General features: G+C 32.7%; 19 protein-coding genes and 3 tRNA genes. 12 read left to right on the forward strand and 10 right to left on the reverse strand.

Annotated elements, in window-relative coordinates:
• From C3729_RS13175 to dapA, 7 genes are all read right to left on the reverse strand, one after another.
• A complete protein-coding gene (locus C3729_RS13175) occupies positions 1 to 1,221 on the reverse strand; it encodes a TolC family protein (protein WP_123057192.1) in 1,221 nt (406 codons plus the stop codon).
• An 11-nt stretch (positions 1,222 to 1,232) separates the two neighbouring features.
• On the reverse strand, positions 1,233 to 4,403 hold the full coding sequence (locus tag C3729_RS06165) for an efflux RND transporter permease subunit (protein ID WP_123057193.1): 3,171 nt from the start codon (positions 4,401 to 4,403) through the stop codon (positions 1,233 to 1,235).
• A 66-nt stretch (positions 4,404 to 4,469) separates the two neighbouring features.
• On the reverse strand, positions 4,470 to 4,790 hold the full coding sequence (locus C3729_RS06170) for a hypothetical protein (RefSeq protein ID WP_133159946.1): 321 nt from the start codon (positions 4,788 to 4,790) through the stop codon (positions 4,470 to 4,472).
• 138 nt (positions 4,791 to 4,928) lie between these two features.
• Positions 4,929 to 5,417: a GNAT family N-acetyltransferase gene (locus tag C3729_RS06175; protein ID WP_104793356.1), complete on the reverse strand. Its 489-nt coding sequence runs from the start codon at positions 5,415 to 5,417 to the stop codon at positions 4,929 to 4,931.
• The gene (locus C3729_RS06180) at positions 5,414 to 6,478 is read right to left on the reverse strand and encodes a M48 family metallopeptidase (protein ID WP_104793357.1); all 1,065 of its coding nucleotides are present in this window, start codon (positions 6,476 to 6,478) and stop codon (positions 5,414 to 5,416) included. The genes C3729_RS06175 and C3729_RS06180 overlap by 4 nt, the downstream gene beginning before the upstream one ends.
• Positions 6,479 to 7,441 (reverse strand): YjgN family protein, encoded by a 963-nt coding sequence (locus tag C3729_RS06185; RefSeq protein ID WP_104793358.1) that lies wholly within the window; start codon positions 7,439 to 7,441, stop codon positions 6,479 to 6,481.
• Between the two features lie 99 nt (positions 7,442 to 7,540).
• Entirely contained in the window at positions 7,541 to 8,413 is an 873-nt protein-coding gene (gene dapA, locus C3729_RS06190; RefSeq protein WP_104793359.1) for a 4-hydroxy-tetrahydrodipicolinate synthase, read from the reverse strand.
• A gap of 342 nt (positions 8,414 to 8,755) precedes the next feature.
• Between dapA and C3729_RS06200 the strand changes: the two genes are divergently transcribed.
• From C3729_RS06200 to recO, 4 genes are read left to right on the forward strand one after another with little or no spacing between them, the layout of a single operon-like run.
• Positions 8,756 to 9,505 (forward strand): 5'-nucleotidase C-terminal domain-containing protein, encoded by a 750-nt coding sequence (locus tag C3729_RS06200; protein ID WP_104793361.1) that lies wholly within the window; start codon positions 8,756 to 8,758, stop codon positions 9,503 to 9,505.
• Complete coding sequence (locus C3729_RS06205; RefSeq protein WP_104793362.1) at positions 9,505 to 10,455, forward strand: bifunctional metallophosphatase/5'-nucleotidase; 951 nt, start codon at positions 9,505 to 9,507, stop codon at positions 10,453 to 10,455. The genes C3729_RS06200 and C3729_RS06205 overlap by 1 nt, the downstream gene beginning before the upstream one ends.
• A gap of 6 nt (positions 10,456 to 10,461) precedes the next feature.
• On the forward strand, positions 10,462 to 12,702 hold the full coding sequence (locus C3729_RS06210; RefSeq protein ID WP_104793363.1) for a T9SS type A sorting domain-containing protein: 2,241 nt from the start codon (positions 10,462 to 10,464) through the stop codon (positions 12,700 to 12,702).
• Complete coding sequence (gene recO, locus C3729_RS06215; RefSeq protein ID WP_104793364.1) at positions 12,702 to 13,385, forward strand: DNA repair protein RecO; 684 nt, start codon at positions 12,702 to 12,704, stop codon at positions 13,383 to 13,385. The genes C3729_RS06210 and recO overlap by 1 nt, the downstream gene beginning before the upstream one ends.
• Positions 13,386 to 13,411: 26 nt before the next feature.
• Here the strand turns inward: recO and C3729_RS06220 are convergent, their stop codons facing one another.
• Entirely contained in the window at positions 13,412 to 14,122 is a 711-nt protein-coding gene (locus C3729_RS06220; protein WP_260204482.1) for a hypothetical protein, read from the reverse strand.
• 90 nt (positions 14,123 to 14,212) lie between these two features.
• Between C3729_RS06220 and C3729_RS06225 the strand changes: the two genes are divergently transcribed.
• The gene (locus C3729_RS06225) at positions 14,213 to 14,644 is read left to right on the forward strand and encodes an RNA-binding S4 domain-containing protein (RefSeq protein ID WP_104793366.1); all 432 of its coding nucleotides are present in this window, start codon (positions 14,213 to 14,215) and stop codon (positions 14,642 to 14,644) included.
• On the opposite strand, the gene C3729_RS06230 is transcribed toward C3729_RS06225, so the two are convergent.
• Complete coding sequence (locus C3729_RS06230) at positions 14,622 to 15,143, reverse strand: shikimate kinase (protein ID WP_104793367.1); 522 nt, start codon at positions 15,141 to 15,143, stop codon at positions 14,622 to 14,624. The two genes, C3729_RS06225 and C3729_RS06230, sit on opposite strands and share 23 nt — an antisense overlap.
• 89 nt (positions 15,144 to 15,232) lie before the next feature.
• On the opposite strand from C3729_RS06230, the gene C3729_RS06235 reads away from it, so the two are divergent.
• The 3 genes from C3729_RS06235 (at position 15,233) to C3729_RS06245 (ending at position 15,543) form a co-directional block, all read left to right on the forward strand.
• Positions 15,233 to 15,305, forward strand: a tRNA-Lys gene (locus C3729_RS06235).
• A gap of 36 nt (positions 15,306 to 15,341) precedes the next feature.
• Positions 15,342 to 15,424 (forward strand) — tRNA-Leu (locus C3729_RS06240).
• A gap of 46 nt (positions 15,425 to 15,470) precedes the next feature.
• Positions 15,471 to 15,543: transfer RNA gene (locus tag C3729_RS06245), tRNA-Lys, on the forward strand.
• 91 nt (positions 15,544 to 15,634) lie between these two features.
• On the opposite strand, the gene panC is transcribed toward C3729_RS06245, so the two are convergent.
• Positions 15,635 to 16,477: a pantoate--beta-alanine ligase gene (panC, locus tag C3729_RS06250; protein WP_104793368.1), complete on the reverse strand. Its 843-nt coding sequence runs from the start codon at positions 16,475 to 16,477 to the stop codon at positions 15,635 to 15,637.
• A gap of 112 nt (positions 16,478 to 16,589) precedes the next feature.
• On the opposite strand from panC, the gene C3729_RS06255 reads away from it, so the two are divergent.
• The 4 genes from C3729_RS06255 (at position 16,590) to gldK (ending at position 22,300) form a co-directional block, all read left to right on the forward strand.
• The gene (locus C3729_RS06255; RefSeq protein ID WP_104793617.1) at positions 16,590 to 17,360 is read left to right on the forward strand and encodes a glycogen/starch synthase; all 771 of its coding nucleotides are present in this window, start codon (positions 16,590 to 16,592) and stop codon (positions 17,358 to 17,360) included.
• Between the two features lie 25 nt (positions 17,361 to 17,385).
• Positions 17,386 to 18,927 (forward strand): DUF4270 domain-containing protein, encoded by a 1,542-nt coding sequence (locus C3729_RS06260; protein WP_104793369.1) that lies wholly within the window; start codon positions 17,386 to 17,388, stop codon positions 18,925 to 18,927.
• Between the two features lie 6 nt (positions 18,928 to 18,933).
• Entirely contained in the window at positions 18,934 to 20,784 is a 1,851-nt protein-coding gene (glmS, locus tag C3729_RS06265; RefSeq protein WP_104793370.1) for a glutamine--fructose-6-phosphate transaminase (isomerizing), read from the forward strand.
• Positions 20,785 to 20,893: 109 nt separating this feature from the next.
• Positions 20,894 to 22,300: a gliding motility lipoprotein GldK gene (gene gldK, locus C3729_RS06270; protein ID WP_104793371.1), complete on the forward strand. Its 1,407-nt coding sequence runs from the start codon at positions 20,894 to 20,896 to the stop codon at positions 22,298 to 22,300.
• Positions 22,301 to 22,324: the final 24 nt, after the last annotated feature.

The following is a 22,324-nucleotide window of genomic DNA, read 5'->3' on the forward strand; positions in this document are numbered from 1 at the left end:
TTAATTTTCGCTTTTCAGCGCGTTGATTTCTATAATAATGTCATTGAGTTCTTTTAATCGATCTGTGTATTTGTTTTCAATTTCAAATGCTTGATTTACTAAAAGAGTCCATTCTAAATAATTGATTTCTCCGTTATAATACTGGTTATTGGCAGTTTTTAAGATGCTTTCGCTGTTTGCCAAACCTGTTTTTTGATAGTAAGAAATCTCGTTCGTTAGTTTTTGATAAAGATTAAAGTTCTGTGTGTATTGATTTTTCAGTTTCAATGAACCTAGCTGATAATTATTTTCAGCGATTTGTTGGTTGATTTTCTGAGCTTCAATCACTGATTTTTGTGCTGAATTAAAAACAGGTAAACCTATTCCGACCATACCAGAGTGAAATCTTGCCGAACGCTCATAGAACTTATCATCTGCACCATTTCCGTACATAGACATATTGTTGTATCCAATGTTAAAACTAGGAGTAAGCTTAGATTTTTCAGCTAAAAGTTTAGCATTTTGAATGTTTTTTTCTTGCTCCAATTGTTTTAAAATAATTGGATTTCCAGAGAAATTTTCGCCAAGGTTATTTACGTCTAAAACAGTGTATTTTTCTTTATCATTTTGGTAAAAAGTTCCGTCATTGATGAGGAAATTAAATTTCTGCAAAGCTATTTCTCTGTCTTTTTCGAGTGCATTGAGTTGTAATTCTGCTTGACTTCTCAAGTTTTCGGCAGTCGCTTTTTCTAGAAGATTGCTTTCTCCTTTTTTCAGTCTGAGTTCTGCTCTTTTGTAATATTGAGAAAAGATGCTGTCTGCTTTTTTGAGCAGTTTTTTTTTCTCGTCTAGATATTTTAACTCATTGTAAATCAAAGAAATTTCTTTTTTGATTTGCCACTTATGAACATCTAATTGTAACATAGAATTTTTATATTCTTCTGCTAAAACTTTCTTCTGACTGTTGTAAAATTTTGGCAATCTAATTGTTTGAGAAACCGAAAATTTATTGTCAACATAAGCTGAATTCATTTGCCCGATTTCTCCTGAAATCATCAATGGGTCAATAACGGTAGCAGAACGTTGCATTTTTTCTTGGTATTGTACCTTTAATGTTCCGTCTTTGATGGCTAAGTTATTGCTCAGAGCTTTATTGATAGCACTTTCTAGTGAAATAGGAGTTTGTGAAAACCCTATTCCAAAAATTAGAAAAGTGAATATTTTTAAAAATTTTTCTTTCATGTGATACTTTTTTAAAGTTGATAACCATCTTCGTCATCACTCATTTCATGTAGATTTCTACGAGTATCTGGGAAGTGTTTTTCGAACCAAATGTACATTACAGGTAATAGATAAAGTGTAAGGTAAGTGGCTAATAATAAACCACCAATTACAACTGTAGCGAGAGGTCTCTGCACTTCTGCACCTTCACCTGTAGAAATTGCCATTGGCAAAAATCCTAAAGATGCTACAAAGGCAGTCATTAAAACGGGTCTTAATCTAGTTCTACCACCTATGATTACTGCAGTTTTTAAATCTGGTTGTATTGTTTTTTGGCGGTTAAATTCCGAAATAAGAACAATGCCATTTAAAACCGCAACCCCAAATAATGCGATGAAACCTACTCCTGCAGAAATACTGAAATTCATGTCTCTTAACCAAAGTGAGAGAATTCCTCCAATAGCGGAAAGCGGAATAGCAGAGAAGATGAGCAATCCGTATTTTACCGAATTAAATGCAAAATACAGCATCAATAAAATTAAAAATAAACTCACCGGAACAGCTATTGCTAAGCGGGATTTTGCTTGTTGAAGATTTTCAAAAGTTCCACCATATTTTATGGAATAACCAGCAGGAAGTTTCAGTTGTTTTTCTACATTTTGTTGTAAATTTTCTACCGTTGACTGTATATCTCGGTTTCTAACATTGAAGCCAACGATGATTCTTCGCTGAGCATTTTCACGCTGAATTTGGTTAATGCTTTCCTTTAATTCCACATTTGCAACTGTACTGAGTGGAATTTCAATTCCAGAAGGAGTAGAGATGAGTAAGTTGTTTACATCATCTACATTTTTTCTTTGGTTTCCGTCTAAACGAACCACCAAATCAAATTTCTTTTCTCCTTCGAATACAGAGCCTGTAGCTTGTCCCGCAAAAGCAGTATTCACGATATTATTGACATCACTCACATTAAGCCCAAATTGTGACATGGCTTCACGTTTGTAAGTAATTACAATCTGTGGCATTCCTGAAACGGGCTCTACATAAATGTTTTGTGCGCCTTCAATTTTTTTAGAAATCTGACCTAATTTTTCTGCATAAACTTTTAAGGTGTCTAGATTTTCACCAAAAATTTTACAAACTACATCTTGTCTTGCTCCTGTCATTAATTCATTAAATCTCATCGCAACAGGATATTGGAAAGAGTAAGTCACGCCAATCATATTTTTCTTCAATTCTGCAGACATTTTTTCTGAAAGCTCATCATAAGTTGTCGCAGAAGTCCATTCAGCACGAGGTTTTAAGATAATCATCATATCGCTCGCATCGATTGGCATAGGATCGGTTGGGATTTCGGAGCTTCCTGTTTTCCCTACAATTTTTTCAATTTCTGGGAATTTTTTCATTAGAATCTGAGACGACTTTTGAACAGCATCTGTAGAAGTTTTCAGATTACTGCCTGGTAAAACTCTTGTGTCTACTGCAAAATCTCCTTCAGGAAGACTAGGAATAAATTCTCCTCCTAATCTAGTCATTATAAAGACTGCAAAGAAAAAAACAGCTACAATTCCGAAGAATATTAAGTTAGGAATTTTTAAAACTCTTTCTAATGATTTATCGTAGTTTTTCTCAATTTTTTCAATCATTTTATCCGAAATGGTCTTTTTATTGTCAATTTTTTTAGACAAAACAAGAGAACTCATCATTGGGATATAGGTTAAAGAAAGAATAAATGCTCCCAATAATGCAAAAATTACAGTTTGCGCCATCGGAATAAACATTTTGCCTTCTACACCTTCTAAAGTGAGAATTGGTAAGTAAACGATAAGGATAATAATTTGTCCAAACACCGCCGAATTCATCATTTTGCTGGAAGAAGTATAGACTTCGTCATCCATCATGGTTTGAGAAATGCGTTGATTTTGATAGACTTTTAAATGTTGTAATCTATGCAAAACAGCTTCTACAATGATAACGGCTCCATCTACAATTAACCCGAAATCTAATGCGCCTAAACTCATTAAATTCCCTGAAACTCCAAAAATATTCATCATAATGATGGCAAAAAGCATGGAGAGCGGAATAACAGAAGCAACCAAAAATCCAGCACGCAGATTTCCTAGGAATAATACCAAAACGAAAACTACAATTAATGCTCCTTCTAAAAGGTTTTTCTCTACCGTTCCGATGGCATTATTTACCATTTTGGTTCGGTCTAAGAATGCATCGATTTTTACGCCTTCAGGTAAAGTTTTTTGGATTTCTTCTATTCTTGTTTTTACTTTTTTAATGACTTCGTTTGAGTTTTCTCCTTTCATCATCATCACTACTGCTCCTGCAACTTCTCCTTCTCCGTTGTAGGTCATTGCACCGTATCTGATGGCTTTTCCGTATTGTACGGTTCCAATATTTTTAATCAAAATTGGAGTTCCGTCTTCTAAATTTTTAACTACAGTGTTCTCAATATCTGTAATTTTTCCCATTAATCCTTCGGTTCTGATAAATAGAACACTCGGACCTTTTTCTATATAAGCGCCACCAGTATTTTGATTATTTTTTTGTAATGCATCAAAAACTTCGGTCATGGTTACACCCATAGATTTCAGTTGAGAAGGATTTACGGCAACTTCATATTGCTTTAAATCTCCACCAAAACTCGCTACATCTGCAACTCCTTCCGTTCCTAATAATTGTCTACGAACTATCCAATCTTGAATAGTTCTAAGTTGCATCGCATTGTAACGGTGTTCATAACCTTTTTTCGGGCGAACTACATATTGATAAATTTCTCCTAAACCTGTAGAAATCGGAGCCATAGAAGGCGTTCCCAAACTGGTAGGGATATCTTTAGAAACTTGCTGAAGCCTTTCTGCAACTTGTTGACGCGCCCAATGTAAATCTACTTCATCTTTAAAAACAATAGTAATTACAGAAAGCCCGAAACGCGAAAAACTACGCATTTGTTTAATTCCTGCAATGTTATTATTAGCTTGTTCTAGCGGAAAAGTGATGAATCTTTCTACATCTGGTGCACCCAAACTTGGGGAAACGGTAATAATCTGTACCTGATTGTCTGTAATATCGGGTACCGCATCGATAGGTAATTTTCTTACCTCAAATATTCCATAAATGATTAATCCAAGCGTGAATAAAGCGATAATCAGTTTATTCTTGATGGAAAATTCTATGATTTTGTTAAGCATTTTAATTTAATTTATAGAGTGAAACGTCTCAAAACCAAATAGTAATGAGTTTTCTATACCAATAAATTAAACCAACTCTGGCGGTTGAAAAAATGAAAGTAAATGTGGATTGATAAAACTTTCAGTGTAATGAAAGTTCTGGTTTTTTTCTTCAAAAAACTTTTTAGTTTGACCTAAATTCAGCTCAAAAGATTTAGGTAAGTCTTGGATAACAAAGCTAACGGAAGAAATTTCATGGGCTTTAAAAGGCAGTTTCATGTCTTTTTCATAATCACTGTCTTTTTGGCTACCGCTTAAATAATGAAGCGCGATAAACCCAATAATACTGATGTTTTTATTTTCAGATTTATGTTCCTGATAATGTTCGACTAATGCAGGAATTTTCAATACTTCTTTTACCTCTGTAAAACTAAAGAGGTAAATTGTTAAGAGAAATATTGAAAAATGTCTTTTCATCTAAATATTTCACAAAGTTAGTGAAAAAATTAATAGAGAATGTCTATGACATGTTAAAGATATAATAATTTATGCATTCCATTCCATTAAGTAATCATCCATTACGAAGCCATTTCCAATGTCAAAAACGCCTTCTTCATAGACCTTGAAGCCTTGTGAAAGGTAAAAATGATAAGATGGATTTTGCTTATTTACGGCAAGGATAATTCTTTGGTCACCTACTTCTAGAATTTGATTTTTTAGGAATTGAATGGCTTCTTTTCCTAGACCTTTTCCTTTTCCTTCTTCGGTAATGTAGATTCTATGGAGTTTAGTAGTGTTTTCTTCATAATGATTTTCGAAGCCCATAATTCCATAGAAATTTTCTGCATCACCCAAAAGATAATAATGATAATTGGGATTATTAAATTGACGGGTAATTTCTTCTTCAGAATACATTAAATCCAGCATAAAATCTATTTGTTCATGAGAAATAATTCCCGGATAGTGACTTCGCCAAGATTTTTGCGCTAAATCTTGAATTAAAGAAATGTCTTTTATGGTGGCTTTTTTTATCATTTTTTGAGTTCAGTAAAAAGTTGTTCTAATTCTTGATGCGGAATAGAAGTATATTCGTTTTGATGAATTAATTTTTTGGCAAAATTGATTCTGTCATTCGTAATAGGATGAGTAGAAAGAATTTTAGGAATTTCTAGACCTTCCTTTTCCTTTAAAATCAAAAAAAGTTCTTCTAAACCTTTAGGATTGATTTTATTTTTTCTAAGAATCTGATAACTTCCTGCATCAGATGATTCTTCAAAATCTCTAGAATAAGATAGATTGTTCAATTGATTGGCATTATCTGCAATAGTAGACATAATTCCGTTTACATCGCCAGTTAAAGCAGAAACAATGATGTAGCCAGAAATAGCTCTGGAAAGAATTTTGATGCTGTGTCTTTCTTTCACGTGAGTAGCTTCGTGACCAAGAAGTGCCGCTAACTGCTCATAATTAGAGATTTTATCTAAAATTCCTGAATGCACCAAGATGGTTCCGTTTGGCAAAGCATAAGCGTTGACTTCGCTGTCATTCACTACTTTGAAAGTCAGTTTTCTGGAAGTTTCAAAATCTATATTTGAAGCAAATTCTTGAAGGATTCTTGATTTTTTTTGGTCAATTTCAAGAATACTTTCCATCTGGTTGTATTGAGAATCTCCTATTTTATTGTCAAATTCTACTGGCGTGATTTCGGTAACACGCTCACTCATCCAAGGAATTGCGAAAACATAAAATAAAGCAATCGCAGCAACTATGGTAACAGTGGCAACTGCATAGAATTTAAATCCTAAATCTAGAATGTTTTGGTACCAAGAAATGTTTCGAGATTTTTTAGCAGATTGGTAAATAAGATTGATAACGTAAGGATTGTCTATTCTCAAACTCTCTGCATGATTCTCTTTTCTAGTAATGTAGAGTGTATCGCTATTTTTTTCAAAAGAAACCTCCTCGAAATTCCAATTGAGCTTTCGATTATTAAAAAAAAAGGAAATTTTTTTTTCGGGCCATATTTCTAACTCTACATCATAGGGTTTAGAAGTATGGCCGTCAAAATATTTACCATATGCTTTAGTAAAACTCATTTAGATGACTCCGCTTAAATCCATTACATCTAATGCTTCGTCTCCGAAAGCGTTTTTGTATTCTGCTTCAGTCTGTTGAATCGCATCTAAATCGATATCGCCATAAATCTGAAGTTTAGAAAACATAGTAGTTAAAGTTCTCACTTCTGCAAAAGCATAACCTAATCCTAACGTGAAAACAATAATAATTAAATTGATAATTAATAATTCAAAAATATCTCCTGCACTAAGGTGAGATTTGAACTTAACCTTTTTATCATTGTGATGAAGACTTAAATGGTCAAAATAAAAGTTAATGATGTCTCTTTGGAACCAAAAACTGTAAATTCCTAGCGTAATATAGGTTAAAATTATTCCTTTAAGATTAAGGAAAAAATAATCATCACCATTTGCATGATGTTTAAATGATGCGCTCCCAAATTTTACATTGCTCAAGGTGTAATTTCTAAGGTGAATTGTCATCCAAGAGCTATAAATTCCGAAGGTAAGAATGGTCAAAAATAAATCTCTGAAATATATTTTTACCAAAGTGCTTCTGTCTCCTCTGTATCCAAATCTTATTCCTCTCCATGAAGTTCTAGACATTCTATATCTGTAAAATCCGTGAATAGCAAAAGGAATAATGCCTAAAATAAATGCATAGAATAAAAGAAGAATTATCACAGAAAGCGCAGCGTTTTGTGATTGTGCAGCAAATAAAAATGCTAAATACAGGAATAAAAACATTCCAAATACTTTAATAAAACCTACGAACATTTCTTTTCCCGTTCCAGAAAATTGAAATCTGTCATTTTCTAGGTAAGTATTTGCGTACAAATATTTTAGGGTTCTTTCTTTTGCCCAAGGATAGTATAATCCCAAAGTAATAACGGTCAATAGCCAGTTGATAACAACTACGCCAAAAAATTCGCTACCTTTTCCTCTGAAAGAAGAAGAGTAGTTTCTCATGTCAGTTTTCTCCATAAAAGTTTTCTTAGTTTATATAGTTATGATTGTTTTTTTTTATAAAAGTTGAGACGCGAAAAAATCGCGCCTCAATATAGTAAAAAATTGTTTTTCTGATTAAATTTTTGCCATTTCTGCTTTTATTTTGGCTTGTAAACCTTCAGAAGCAACAACTAGAGGCAGTCTTAAGTAGTTTTTGATGATTCCTTTCTCTGCTAAAACGGTTTTAATTCCGCAAGGATTTCCTTCAGCAAAAATAAGTCTGGTGATTTCTACCAATTTGTTATGAATTTCATAAGCTTCTTTTACTTTTCCTTCGAAAGCAAGTTGTACCATCGTAGAAAATTCCTTAGGATAACCTTGTCCAATTACGGAAATTACACCGTCTCCACCCGCTAAAGTTACAGGAAGTGTATATTCATCATCTCCAGAAACTAAAGAGAAATTTGCAGGTTTTTTTCTTAAAATATCAAAATATTGTAAGATGTTTGGTGCAGCTTCTTTAATCATAAAAAGATTAGGGAATTCATTCGCTAAACGCAATGTGGTAGAAGCCTCTATGTTTTGACCAGTTCTTCCCGGAACGTTATAAATAATAATTTGTTTCCCTGTAGAAGCTAGCATTTTGTAATGCTGATAAAGTCCTTCTTGGTTTGGTTTGTTATAGTAAGGGGATACTGATAGAACTGCATCGAAATCCGTTAAATCTGCTTCTTCAATTTGTTTTTTAACTTCTAGAGTATTGTTTCCACCGATTCCTAAAACCAATGGTAAACGTTTATTATTAATCTTTATAACGTGTTTTATAACTTCTTGTTTTTCTGCTGCAGAAAGAGTAGCAGCTTCTGCTGTGGTTCCTAGAACTACTAAATAATTGGTGCCATTTTCGATGTTGTATTCTACTAATCTCGTTAGCGAATCAAAATCTACTGATAAATCTTCGTTGAAAGGTGTTACTAATGCTACACCTACTCCTTTTAAGTTACTCATTGTTAAATTGTGTTATAAAAATTAATTTGTTCAAAATTAGTGAAAAAATTTTTTTCAGGAGCAAGAAGTTTACTAATTCTCATCACTTTTGGACCCGCTTTTCACTGCAATTTTTTAAAATTTTTTCACTCAGGTTTCATAAAATGAAAAAACCTGAAAATTTTAAAAGGATTTCCGCTTCAAAACGAGGCACGAGTTTCGCCGATTCCTATAAAAATATAAAAAAACAAAGAGGCAATCGGGGCTATTTTTTACGCAAATTTCTTCGGTTCACACCCGCTAAAAAATCTATTCATAATAACACAGAATCAATTATATTTGCATTACAATTTTTATAAAATCATGAAAAATAAAATTTGGTTGTTGGCCATCGTTGCGCTCACTGCTTCTGCATGCAGAACTCCGCTTCAAGTGGCTCAAGTTCAACCGCAGAAAAATACTTCTATCACTTCTGAAATTGCAGAAAATCAGAATTTTGTTTCTGTTATTGCTCCTTACAAAGCAGAGTTGGAGAAAAAAATGAATTCTAAAATTTCTTACACTTCTGTAGACCTTAATAAATCGGGAGACAATTCCAATTTAGGGAACCTTTTAGCAGATTTCACTTATGAAGGAGCAGAAGAATGGGGAGAAAAAAATAATATTGATGTAGACGCTGCGGTAATTAACATTGGCGGAATTCGTTCTACGATTGGAGCAGGAGATATTTTGACCAAACATGTTTTCGAAGTTATGCCTTTTGAAAATGAAGTGGTTATTGTAAAAATGAAAGGGAGTGATTTAAGAGGTTTATTTCAATATTATTTAGAAACACAGAAAAATAACCCCGTTTCTCATCTTTATATCGAAACAGAAAACGGTAAAATCAATCAAGCCTTAATCGATGGCGAGAATGTGGAAGATGATGAGGTTTATTACATCGCTACGTCTGATTATCTTGCTTTAGGTGGTGATAATATGAAGTTTTTCAGCAAAGGAGAACTCATTTCTACAGGAATTAAATTGAGAGATTTGTTTTTAGAATATTTCAAGAAAAATCCAGAAGTAAAAGCTAATAAAGACATTCGTTTAAATTTTAAAGGGAAAAACTAATGAACAGAAAAGAATTTTTAAAAACAGTAGGAGGCGGAACATTAGCACTTTCTTTAGCGCCTAATTTAGTTTTTGCCAGTCAAAAAAGTATTCTAGATAAAAATGCGGCTTATAAATTGACCGTTTTACACACCAATGACCAACACAGTAGAATAGAACCGTTTGATTCTAGTTACTCCAGAAATCCTAATCAGGGAGGTTTTGCAAGACGTGCTACTTTAATTCAGCAGATTAGAAGCCAAGAAAAAAATGTTCTTTTGTTAGATGCAGGAGATATTTTTCAAGGAACACCATATTTTAATTTTTATGGAGGTGAACTTGAGTTTAAATTAATGTCTATGATGGGTTATGATGCGGCAACTATGGGAAATCATGATTTTGACAATGGTTTAGAAGGTTTTTTGAAGGCTTTACCTAATGCTAAATTCCCTTTTATCACTTCTAATTATGATTTCAGCAATACCATTCTTGACGGGAAAACGGAAAAATATAAAATCTTCAAAAAAGATGGAATTAAAGTAGGACTTTTCGGAGTGGGAATAGAGTTAGATGGATTGGTGGGCAAGAAGCAATATCAGGAAACTAAATATTTGAATCCAGTAGAAATCGCACAGCATTATGCAGATTTTCTGAGAAAAGAAAAAGGTTGTGATTTGGTAATTTGTCTATCACATATTGGTTATGATTATAGAGATGATGCGGATAAAATTTCTGATAAAAAATTAGCAGCTCAGACAGATAATATTGATTTAATTTTAGGAGGTCACACCCATACTTTTTTACCAGAACCACAATCTTTCACCAATAAAAGTGGCAAAAACGTTTTGGTGAATCAAGTAGGTTGGGCTGGATTGCTTTTAGGAAGAATAGATTTTTATTTTGACAAAAATAAGAGCTTACAAAATATTTCATGGAATAATCAAGTTATAGATGATAGCATTTTAGGTTAAAAATTGATGGTGAAAAAAAATATATTAGTCTTTTTACTGCTTTTGTCGTATTTTTTAGTGTTTTCGCAAAGCACCAATAGTAAGTGGAGCGATTTGTTCTCTTACAATAATGTTTTGGCTTTCAAAGAAAAAGACGGGAAAATTATTGCCGCAACCGAAAATGGAGTTTTTTATTACAACACCATTTCAGGTGAAATTACCAAACTTTCTAAAGCCAATGGTTTGCACGAAGTGAAAATTTCGGCTTTTGATTATGAGGCTGCTACCAATACGGCTATCATAGGTTATAAATCTGGCAATTTAGATGTGGTAACTGCAGATGGTGTAACGTATGTAGTAGATATTCCGCTCTCACAAAGTTATACCGGAAGTAAAACGATTAATAATATTTCTATCAATGGAGACAAAGCCGTGATTTCTGTAGGTTATGGCGTTTCTGTTTTTAACATTACCAAAAAAGAATTTGGGGATACTTGTTTCTTTTTTAATGGTACTTCTTACGAAAAAGTTTTAGAAGCCACCATAAAAGACAATACGGTTTATGCGATTACAGGAACCAGTCTTAAATATCATCCTATAGACGTAACTTTTTCGGTGTACAACAATTGGAATTCCGCAGCAGGAAATTATACACAGATAGATTCTAAATCTACTTTGGTGTTATCTAATAACAACACCGTATATTATGGTAATGTGGGAAGTTTAAGTTCTATTCCGCAAAGTTTTACCAATATTAAAGACCTCAAAATTACGGATTCCCAAATTATTGTTGCAGACCAAACCAAAGTATACGCGTATACACTTACAGGAACTTTGCAAAAAACAATAGATATCGGAGAAGAAGTAAATACGGCTTTTGTAGTAAACAATCAAATTTATACAGGAACTAAACTTTCAGGAATTTATGATGAATCTAAAAACTCTTATAAACCAGATGGTCCTTACTCTAATGTTTCATATAAGATTAGCTTGTTAGATAATCAACTGTGGGTTTCTACGGGTGGAAGAGATGGTTATAATGGTCCATTTTATACAGGTTTAGGATATTATCATTTTGATGGTAATAAATGGAATTATCCCAATTATTTTAAAAGCTCTCCTTTCGTTTGGAATATTTTAGATGTAGTTCCTAATCCTTCTAAACCTTCCGAAGTTTTCTTTACTAACTATTCTTGGATACAAGGGCAAAAAGGGATTTATAAAATGGATAATAATGTTTTTATAAAAGCTTATAATCAAACAGACGCTAATAGTCTTTATAATAGACCTGCAGGTTGTGTTTTTGATGAAAATAATCAACTTTTTTGTTCCGTTGGACTTTTGCAAAATCAGAAATATACAGAAGGTGTCTATGTTTATGATAAATCTACCGATCAGTTTGTTATTAATTCATTAATTTCTGCGGGTAGTATGCAGAAGCCACTTGTAAAAGAAGGCAAATTATTTATTCCATCTCCTTACTATAATCCAGGAGGTTTGATTATTTCTGATTATAAAAATACACCACTTAGTTTTTCAGATGATAAAACCATACTGATTAATTCAAAAAATGGATTGGCAGCTTCTGGAACTGTTTCAGCAGCGATAGATAAAAATGATGACATTTGGATAGGAACTAGATTAGGTCTTAGAATTTTACCAAACGCTTCTAATGCAATTAATAATACTGATAATAAAGCAGAGCCTATTGTTATTACTCAAAACGGAATTCCAGAAGAGCTTTTTAAAGATTTGGTGATTCTTCAGGTAGAAGTAGATTCAGGGAATCAAAAATGGGTTTCTGTAGAAGGAGGAGGCGTATTTTACCTCAGTTCTAATGGCGAAAATACCATTTCGCATTTTACAAAAGTAAATTCTCCATTGCCAAATGATATTGTTACAGATATAAAAGTAGACCCTAAAACAGGAAAAGTATATTTTGTAACCTTTGATGGAATTGTGGTGTATCAAGGAGATGTAATCAATGTTTCTAGTGATTTTTCTGAGATAAAAGTTTATCCAAATCCAGTCGTTACAAGTCAATACAGAGGAAATGTAAAAATTACAGGACTTGCCGAAAAAACCAATATTAGAATTACAGATGCAGCAGGAAACGTAGTGCATCAAGCAGTAGCAAGAGGCGGATATTACGAATGGAGCCTCAATAATCAAAAAGGCATTAGAGTAGCCTCGGGAATTTATTTTGTCTTAATGACCAATGAAGATGGAACCGATAAAGCTACCGCTAAAATAGCAGTGGTGAATTAATGGATAAAAACACAGGATTTTTACTCTCATATATTAAGTACGGAGATTATGATGTCATTCTGCATTGTTATACGTTAGAAAGCGGTTTTCAGTCGTTTTTCATGCGAGGTATATATTCTGTTAAAAACAAAAAGAAAGCGTTTCTTTCGCCGCTTAATGAGCTGGAAATTGCTTTTTCAAGTTATCATGGCAATCTTCCTACCATTAAAAAAGTAGAACTAAGTGAAAAATTACCAGATGAGGTAAATGTTCATCAGAATGCTGTGATTTTTTTTCTTTCGGATTTTCTCAATCAAATTTTGAAGAACGAAAGTCAGAACGTTGCTCTTTATCAAGAAATTAAATTTTTCAAACAGAAAATTTTAGAGAAAAAGATGCATGCGCATTACTTTTTTCTGATTAGGATGCTTCAGTTTTTTGGTATTTCTCCATTGGTGTCCGAAGAAAAATTTTTAAATATTGAAAAGGGAGTTTTCCAAGAAGAAATTACTCAAAAAGAAGTAGATGAAGAACTGTCTTTTCTTTGGAAGAAAATTTTAAACCAAGAAATAGACGAAGATTTTATAATTGAAAAAAAATACAGAAAATCTTTATTAGATTCTATTTTACAATACTATAAAATGCATTTTCCAGAATTTTATTCGCCAAAATCCTTACCTGTAATTTTAGAAATATTTGAATAAAAAAACCGCCTAATTAGGCGGTTTTTTTATCGGTTTTCCGTTTTGTAAATTTGAAAATTGAAAACAAAACTTTTGTCTTTCATGCTAGCTAAATAAGGGAAGGCATCATCTCTAGCAAATGCGGCTCTTGAAGGTATGATAATTACACCTTGTAAATTATAGTTTTCACTATTTGGAATTTCACAGCTTTGGAAGTATTTTAAACCTTCTTGTAAACCCTCTATTTCATAGAAAGTTCTTGTGTAAGTCTTATTATAGGCAGTATTGTAAGCACTCAATACATCATCTTTAACATAATAATAAGATGGGTCATATTCTGGATTTCCTGTTCCGCTAGTTACAGTATTTCTAAATGTAATTGGAGTTGAAAAACTTACAGTTCCTTTACTATCTTTTGTCGCAACATAGGTAGTTGTTTTTTGCAGAATAGATATTTTGTCTGTTGCGCCAATTGTTTTTCCATTAGTTGGAGTATATCTACTAATATAAACTACACCAGAATTAAGTTTTGTAACATTATAGTTAAATAGTGGCTTTTCATTATCATCCGCAGTAGAAGTGCTGCTAAAAGCTACTATGTTTCCTCTAGAATCAAAATAGTTATCTTTTAAAAATTTTTGGATAGCCTCGTCGTCATATGAGTTCTGTGTTTCTAGACTTACTTCTGGAGTTGTAGTGGTATTATCATCATCTTTTCTACATGAAGATAAGATAAGAGAAGTGAAAGTAAGAAACAAAAGTATTTTTTTCATAAGTTTTTTTATCCTTTAGATTTGTTTAATTAAATTGCTCGATATTTTTAATAACTGCAAAAGTATAAATAAATTATGAGAATTGATAAATTTTTATGGAGTATTAGGTTTTACAAAACAAGAAATATAGCAGCCGAAGAAATTAAGAAAAACAGAGTTTCTATAGGAGAAAATACCGTAAAATCTTCCAAAGAAGTGAAAGAAGGAGATATTATCAAGATAAGAAAAAATCAAATAGACTATAAAATTAAGGTTTTACAAATTCCCAAAAGTAGAATAGGAGCCAAATTGGTTGCCCTTCATGTAGCAGACATGACCGAGAAAGAGCAATATGAATTGCTAAAACTCAGAAAAATGTCTCAAGATTATTACCGTACCAAAGGAGAAGGAAGGCCAACCAAAAAAGACAGAAGAGATATGGATGATTTCTTAGAGACAGACCATGATGAAACTTCCGTGACAGAAGATGATTGGGATTCTTTCTTTAAGGATGTAGCTGAAGAATAGTAGTAATTTCCTCTACTATTTCTTCTGGCGTTTTATGGTCAGTGTCTACAATATATTGTGCTTTATTGTAAAAAATATTTCTCTCAAAAAGGTGTTTGGCGATAAATTCTGGTAAATCTTCATCACTTATTCTCGCAATAAGAGGCCTTTTTTCTTTTTGTTTAGATAATCTTTGAACTAGTGTGCCAATATTTGCTCTGAGATAGATGGTAATAGAATTATTATTAAGAATTTCCATGTTATTATAATACACAGGAGTGCCACCACCTAGACTGATGATGCAATTTTCTTGGGTGGCAAGAAGCTCTTCTAAAGTTTCTTTTTCTGACTTTCTAAAGTAGATTTCACCCTTTTTTTCAAAAATTTCGGGTATAGTCATGTTTTTTTTCTTAGAAATTTCTTTGTCGAGGTCAAAAATTTTAAAATTTATTTTTTCTCCCAATATTTTGGAAATGTGAGATTTACCGCTCCCCATGTAGCCTACAAGTGAAATAATCATAATTTTATTTTGCACAAAGTTCTTAAAAAATTTTGAGAATTTAAAAAAAGGCGTATCTTTGCACCACTTTTTAACAGAGATGTTAAGGAGACCTGGTAGCTCAGCTGGTAGAGCAATACACTTTTAATGTATGGGTCCTGGGTTCGAATCCCAGCCAGGTCACAACAAAATTCCGTATACCCTTTACGGATTTTTTTTGCCTACGTGGTGAAATTGGTAGACACGCCATCTTGAGGGGGTGGTTTCCTAAGGATGTGCTGGTTCGAGTCCAGTCGTAGGCACGAAGAGCAAAAAATAAAAACTTAGAAATTTTTTATAAATTTCAAAGACCTGGTAGCTCAGCTGGTAGAGCAATACACTTTTAATGTATGGGTCCTGGGTTCGAATCCCAGCCAGGTCACAATTTACGAAAGTAAATTTTTTTCATATTAATATTTTGTGATTTGGTGTTTAAAAGCCTTCAAGTTACCTTGAAGGCTTTTTATTTGTTTTTATTCTAAATGCATATTGTCTATTAATCTTACCGTGTCTGCATACGCTACTATAAATGCTCTGTATTTTTTATCTTCATTGATAGCATTTGCTTCTTTAAGCGTTTCTTCATCTGCAATGACAAAATACTCTAATTCGAAATTAGAATTTCTAAAAATATCAGTCACTTTTTGTTTAATTTCTTCCAGAGAAATCACTTTAAACCATTCTTTTACTTTTGTAAGTGTTTCGTAGATGATTGTTGCTTCTTTTCTTTGGGTTTCTGTAAGTCTTACATTTCTAGAGCTCATGGCGAGTCCATCTTCTTCTCTTAAAGTAGAAACTCCGTGAATTTTTACGGGTAGTTTTGTTTTTTTTACCATTTTTTTGATAATGGCTAATTGTTGATAATCTTTTTCGCCAAAGTAAGCATTGTGGGGTTGTACTTGTCTGAAAAGTTCTTCCACAATGGTTCCTACTCCGTCAAAATGACCTGGTCGGTATTTGCCTTCCATTTCGTTTTCGAGTCCGTCGAAATCATATTTTTTACTATTTAGTCCATCTGGATACATTTCTTCTACATTAGGAACGTAAACTGCATCTACTCCTGCTTTTTCTAAAAGTTCTATGTCTTTTTCTAATGTTTTCGGGTACTTTTGAAAATCATCTGGATTATTAAATTGGGTAGGATTTACAAAAATGGAAGAAATAACCTCGTCATTTTCTTTTTTAGCAGCTTTGTAAAGAGAAAGGTGACCTTGGTGAAGTGCGCCCATTGTTGGGGCAAATCCTATCTTTTTGCCCATTTCTCTCTGTCTTTCAACATAATCAATCAGTGTTTTTTTGCTTTTCAGAACTTTCATAAAAATTGTATTTAGGGTAAAGTTATAAAAAATTGTTAATTAAAAGAAATTCGGTTATTTTTTTGTATTTTTGCATAATTAACCGTCTTTGTATAGAGAAGAAAAAAATATTATGCCGAATCAAAAGATTTTATACGTCACCACAGAGATGTTTCCATATCAGGAAGATAGTAATATGGCGATGATGGTGAACAAGATGGCACTGAAGATGCACCAAGAAGGCAATGACGTAAGAGTTTTTATGCCGAGATTTGGATTTATCAGCGAGAGAAAGTTTCAGTTGCATGAAGTGATTAGATTATCTGGAATGAATATCATTATCAATGATTTAGACCAGCCTTTAATCATAAAAGTAGCTTCTTTGCCAGGAGAAAGATTGCAGGTTTATTTCATAGATAATGAAGAATATTTCAAGAGAAAACAATATTATCAGGATGAAGAAAATCAACCGTTTGATGATAATGATGAGCGAGCAATTTTCTTTGCAAGAGGTGTAATCGAAACCATTAAAAAACTAAATTGGGTTCCAGATATTATCCATTTTAATGGATGGATGGCGTCATTTATCCCGATTTACCTTAAAAATTACTATAAGACAGATTCTTATTTTAACGATACTAAACTTGTACTTTCTGTGTACAATGAAAAAGATTTATCTCTAGGTGACAATATTACTGAAAAATTAAAGTTTGATAATATTGAAAACCTTAAAGCATTAGAAGAACCTACCATCCAAAGTTTTGTAATAGAAAGTATGAATTTGGTAGATACTATTGTAAAAGGAGATGAATTTTTAGAAGAAAAACTAGACAAAGCCTTTGAAGAATCTAAAACACCTAAAAACGAATATGTAGACGGCGGTTCTATAAGCGAAATTTACTAATCACAAATCACATATAATTACTTAAATGATAAAAGAAATTCAGAATATCTTTAGGCTATTTTTTATTTTGTTTTCGGGAGCTGCTATTACAGTAGCTTGTGAATCTGAGCCAGACGAATTAGGAATGCAATTTTTCCAAAACGGTACAGCTCAAGGAACGGAAGCAAGTTTCGATGTAGTAGCCTATAATGTTTATAATAATGATGCGCTAGAAGCAGATAATGATAAACTTTCAGAAGCAACTTTAGGTGCCTTTGATGAGTCTAACTTCGGGATGCAGAAATCATCGTATGTTACCCAAGTAAGATTATCTTCTTATGATCCAGATTTTGGCGCTAATGCTGTAGTAGATTCTGTAGTTTTACAGATGAAACCTCTTTACCAAACTGCAACCGATTCTGTAGTGACTAAAACTTACGAAGATTATGTACATTCAGATAATATCGCTGCAAAAAAAGTAGTAACGAGTTATCCTATTAAAAAATACGGAAAAGCGAAAAGAAATTTTACCATCAACGTACATGAAGTTACAGATTTCTTATATTCTACAGAAACTAACTTTTATTCTAATCAACAAGTTAATACAGGAACTTTATTAGGAACTAAATCTTTTGATGGATTCATTAGATCTATTAAAATTACCAAAGACTCTGATAATTCTGAATTATTCAGCAGAGATGCAGGTTTAAGAATACCTTTAGATAAAGATTTTTTTCAATCTAAAATTATTGATAAAAAAGGTTCTTTTGAACTAAAAGATGTTGCAAGTTTTATTAGATATTTTAGAGGATTAAAGCTTTCTGTAGCAGAAAATGATGGTTATATTTTTAATTTCAATCCAAATGAATTATCAGTAACTATTTATTATAAATATGATAAAACAGAGAATAGTACTACCACAAGAACTCAAGGAAGTTATACACTAGATTTAGGTTCATCGAATGTTCATTTTAATCAAATTCAATATAATAGAAGTAATACATTTGTAAACCATGTTCCTAGTACTCCAAATACTAATGGTGATACTAAACTTTTCCTTCAAGGCATGGGAGGACCAGGCGCAGAAATTTTAATTCCTGATGCTACTATTGCACAACTAAAGAATTTATACAAAAATGAAAAGGTAGGATTACTTTCTGCTAAAATTAGACTGTATTCTGATGGTTCATTATGGAATAATTCTTACTCAAAACCAGATACATTTACACCTGTTGTCAAAACAGTAGACACGGATAATAAAGTCACATATTCATTTTTCCCAGATAAAGATGTTTTTGCTTATTCAGGTGTTTACAAAATGGTAAAAGGCGTAGATTTAGATAAAAATCCTGCTTACTATGAAATAAGTATTACTCAGTTTGTTAAAAATATTATAGAAAAGGAAGAAGCGAATAAACCTATTTCTATTAATATAGGAAGCTTTCAAACTTCTAGTTCAACCGGAGCTCTTTTAGGAACTGAATATACAACTAAAGCGTATACTCCGAATAGAATTGTTTTAGTAGGATCTGATGCTAATAATACTCAATATAAGGCTCAATTAAAAATAATTTACTCAAAAAAATAAATAACTATGTGCGGAATTGTAGGTTATACAGGTTTTCAAGACGCTTATGATATCGTTATCAACGGCTTGAGAAGATTAGAATATAGAGGTTATGATAGTGCAGGAATTGTACTAGAAGATACAAATAATAGCTTCGAAGTTAAAAAAACAAAGGGTAAAGTTTCTGATTTAGTAGAAATTTCTGAGAATCTAAAAGCAACTTCTCATGTAGGAATGGGACATACAAGATGGGCCACTCACGGTGTTCCTAGCGATAGAAATTCTCACCCACATGTTTCAAATGATGGTAAAATTGCTCTTGTACATAATGGTATTATCGAAAATTATGATACGATTAAGACTATGCTTATAGGCAAAGGATTTACCTTTTCTTCTGAAACAGATACAGAAGTTCTTGTAAATCTTATCCAATATATATTAGATACCCAAAAAATTAATTTTTCCGAAGCAGTAAGATATGCTCTAAACGAAGTTTATGGGGCGTATGCAATTACTGTAATGCACAAGGATTATCCTGGCGTTTTAGTTGTAGGAAGACTAGGTTCTCCGCTTGCTATTGGTTTAGGAGATAAAGAGTATTTCATCGCATCGGATGCTTCTCCATTTGTGGAATTCACTAAAGAAGCAGTCTATTTAGAAGATGGACACATGGCTACTATTTCTCTAGAAAAAGGAGTAGAAATAAGAAGTATAAAAGAAAATGAAATAATAGAACCCGCTATTCAAGAGCTTAAATTATCATTAGAACAAATAGAAAAAGGAGGTTATGAACATTTCATGCTAAAAGAAATTTTTGAACAGCCAAAATCTATTCAAGATACATTAAGAGGTAGACTACTCGTAAATGAAGGCATTATTAAAATGGCTGGAATCTGGGATCACCTTGATAGAATTAATAAAGCAGAAAGAATCATCATCATTGCGTGTGGTACTTCTTGGCATGCTGGTTTAATCGGAGAATATCTTATCGAAGAATTTGCAAGAATTCCGGTAGAAGTAGAATATGCTTCAGAATTCAGATACAGAAATCCTATCATTACCGAAAAAGATATCGTAGTGGCTATTTCTCAATCAGGAGAAACTGCAGATTCAATGGCAGCGATTAAATTGGCTAAAGAAAAAGGAGCATTCATCTATGGAATTTGTAATGTAGTAGATTCATCTATTGCAAGATTCTCAGATGCAGGTTCTTATACTCATGCTGGTCCAGAGATTGGAGTGGCTTCTACCAAAGCATTTACAGCTCAATTAACAATTTTATCACTTATCGCCCTTAAATTAGGTAAGCATAATGGCAATCTAAGTAATGCAGAGTTCATGAGACTCATCACGGAGTTGGACAATATCCCGAAAAAAGTAGAAGAGGTTCTAAAATCTACACATGATTATGTGAAAGAAATTGCACATGATTTTGTGAATTCTACTAATTTCTTATACTTAGGTAGAGGATTTAATTTTCCTGCAGCATTAGAAGGAGCACTTAAATTGAAAGAGATTTCTTATATTCATGCAGAAGGTTATCCAGCAGCAGAAATGAAACATGGTCCTATTGCTTTGATAGACGAAAATATGCCAATTGTAATCATTGCTCCTAAAAAAGGTCATTATGATAAAATTGTAAGTAACGTTCAAGAAATTAAAGCCAGAAAAGGTAAGGTAATCGCTGTGGTAAATTATGGAGATGAGCAAGTAGCTTCAATGGCAGATTATGTAATAGAAATTCCGGAAACTTCAGAATGTTTCTCGCCAATAGTCGCATCTATTCCGTTACAATTATTAGCTTACTATATTGCTGTTTACAGAGGTGCCAATGTAGACCAACCAAGAAATCTTGCAAAATCTGTAACTGTAGAATAAATTTTAATTAAATACAAAATATTTTAATTTAATTTTCGTTTAAAAAAAATCTTAAAGATTTGTTAAAGAAATTAATTATATATTTACCGCTTTAAACTATTATAGTATAATGAGAAGAATGTTTCTTTTGCTGCTTGCAGCATCTTTTGTGGTTTCATGTTCTAAAGGAGGAAGAGCAAATTCTGGAAAACCAGATTCTAGAGGAGAATTGATACCAAAAGAAAGTAAAAAATCTTTTGTTGCACAAAGACCTTTCGGAATGGTAGCTATACCAGGTGGTTCTTTCATTATGGGGCAAGCTGATGCAGATTTCACAGCTACCCCAGAGAAAGCTCCCCTGAAAACTGTGACCGTGTCTTCGTTTTTTATGGATGAAACGGAAGTTACCAATTCAGAATATAGACTCTTTGTAAATTATGTAAGAGACTCCATTGCAAGAACATTATTAGCGGAAGCTGCAGGAGATGATACTAATGATGATGGAATAGGAAGATATGCTTTTTTAGCAAAAAAGGCGGGCGATGATGCGAATGCTTACCAAAAGTATTTAGAATCGCAAGGAGACAGAGATGGTTACAATGATTCTAAAAAATTAGATTGGAAAGCTCCATTATACTGGAAAACTAATCAATATCCTGATGAAAAGTATGCAGAAGTAATAGAGTCGCTTTATTTACCTCCAGCAAAAAGAATTAATAATGAAAGACTTTTAGACACTCAGAAATTAAAGTATTCTTATCAGTGGGAGGATATTGCTACAGCAGTAAAAGATAATAACAGAAATGCAGAATATCTTAAAAAAGAAAGTATAGCAGTTTATCCAGATACTACAGTTTGGGTTAAAGATTTCAACTATGCATACAATGAACCATTATTTGATAGATATTTTTGGCACAAAGCATACAAAGATTATCCTGTAGTAGGTGTAACATGGGATCAAGCAAGAGCTTTTTGTGATTATAAAACTAAAGCAAAAAGAGACTATGTGAAATCTGGTAAAAAAAGAGGAGAAGCACCAAGCAGATTTAGATTACCTACAGAAGCAGAATGGGAATATGCTGCAAGAGGTGGTCTAGAAAATGCAACTTATCCTTGGGGTGGCCCTTATCTTACAGATGATAGAGGTTGTTATTTAGCAAATTTTAAACCTAAACGAGGGAATTATATAGAAGATGAAAAGAAAGGAACTTATCCTTATACAGCTCCAGTTAAGAAATTCCATAAAAATGGATTTGGTCTTTATGATATGGCAGGAAATGTTGCAGAATGGACAGAGTCTCCTTATAGTAATTCAACCTATCAATTTTCGTCTACTCTAAATCCTTATCTGTCCAACCAAGCTTATAGAGAAGTGAAAAAATCTGTAAGAGGAGGTTCTTGGAAGGATGTAGGTTATCTTTTAATGACTGGATACAGAGATTGGGAAAGAAAAGATTCAGCTAGAAGTTATATTGGTTTTAGAACAATACAAGATATTCCTGCGGGAACTGCCAAATTAAGAAGAACAAGTAAGTAAAAAAATATAAAATATAAAAATCAA

The organism is Cloacibacterium normanense (assembly GCF_002943105.1).
Classification (GTDB): Bacteria; Bacteroidota; Bacteroidia; order Flavobacteriales; family Weeksellaceae; genus Cloacibacterium.

Excerpts from the sequence above, each read along its gene's own strand:
- C3729_RS13175 (WP_123057192.1), bottom strand. The coding sequence starts at position 1,221 with ATGAAAGAAAAATTTTTAAAAATATTCACTTTTCTAATTTTTGGAATA.
- C3729_RS06165 (WP_123057193.1), bottom strand. The coding sequence starts at position 4,403 with ATGCTTAACAAAATCATAGAATTTTCCATCAAGAATAAACTGATTATC.
- C3729_RS06175 (WP_104793356.1), bottom strand. The coding sequence starts at position 5,417 with ATGATAAAAAAAGCCACCATAAAAGACATTTCTTTAATTCAAGATTTA.
- C3729_RS06180 (WP_104793357.1), bottom strand. The coding sequence starts at position 6,478 with ATGAGTTTTACTAAAGCATATGGTAAATATTTTGACGGCCATACTTCT.
- C3729_RS06185 (WP_104793358.1), bottom strand. The coding sequence starts at position 7,441 with ATGGAGAAAACTGACATGAGAAACTACTCTTCTTCTTTCAGAGGAAAA.
- dapA (WP_104793359.1), bottom strand. The coding sequence starts at position 8,413 with ATGAGTAACTTAAAAGGAGTAGGTGTAGCATTAGTAACACCTTTCAAC.
- C3729_RS06200 (WP_104793361.1), top strand. The coding sequence starts at position 8,756 with ATGAAAAATAAAATTTGGTTGTTGGCCATCGTTGCGCTCACTGCTTCT.
- C3729_RS06205 (WP_104793362.1), top strand. The coding sequence starts at position 9,505 with ATGAACAGAAAAGAATTTTTAAAAACAGTAGGAGGCGGAACATTAGCA.
- C3729_RS06210 (WP_104793363.1), top strand. The coding sequence starts at position 10,462 with ATGGTGAAAAAAAATATATTAGTCTTTTTACTGCTTTTGTCGTATTTT.
- recO (WP_104793364.1), top strand. The coding sequence starts at position 12,702 with ATGGATAAAAACACAGGATTTTTACTCTCATATATTAAGTACGGAGAT.
- C3729_RS06225 (WP_104793366.1), top strand. The coding sequence starts at position 14,213 with ATGAGAATTGATAAATTTTTATGGAGTATTAGGTTTTACAAAACAAGA.
- C3729_RS06230 (WP_104793367.1), bottom strand. The coding sequence starts at position 15,143 with ATGATTATTTCACTTGTAGGCTACATGGGGAGCGGTAAATCTCACATT.
- panC (WP_104793368.1), bottom strand. The coding sequence starts at position 16,477 with ATGAAAGTTCTGAAAAGCAAAAAAACACTGATTGATTATGTTGAAAGA.
- C3729_RS06255 (WP_104793617.1), top strand. The coding sequence starts at position 16,590 with ATGCCGAATCAAAAGATTTTATACGTCACCACAGAGATGTTTCCATAT.
- C3729_RS06260 (WP_104793369.1), top strand. The coding sequence starts at position 17,386 with ATGATAAAAGAAATTCAGAATATCTTTAGGCTATTTTTTATTTTGTTT.
- glmS (WP_104793370.1), top strand. The coding sequence starts at position 18,934 with ATGTGCGGAATTGTAGGTTATACAGGTTTTCAAGACGCTTATGATATC.
- gldK (WP_104793371.1), top strand. The coding sequence starts at position 20,894 with ATGAGAAGAATGTTTCTTTTGCTGCTTGCAGCATCTTTTGTGGTTTCA.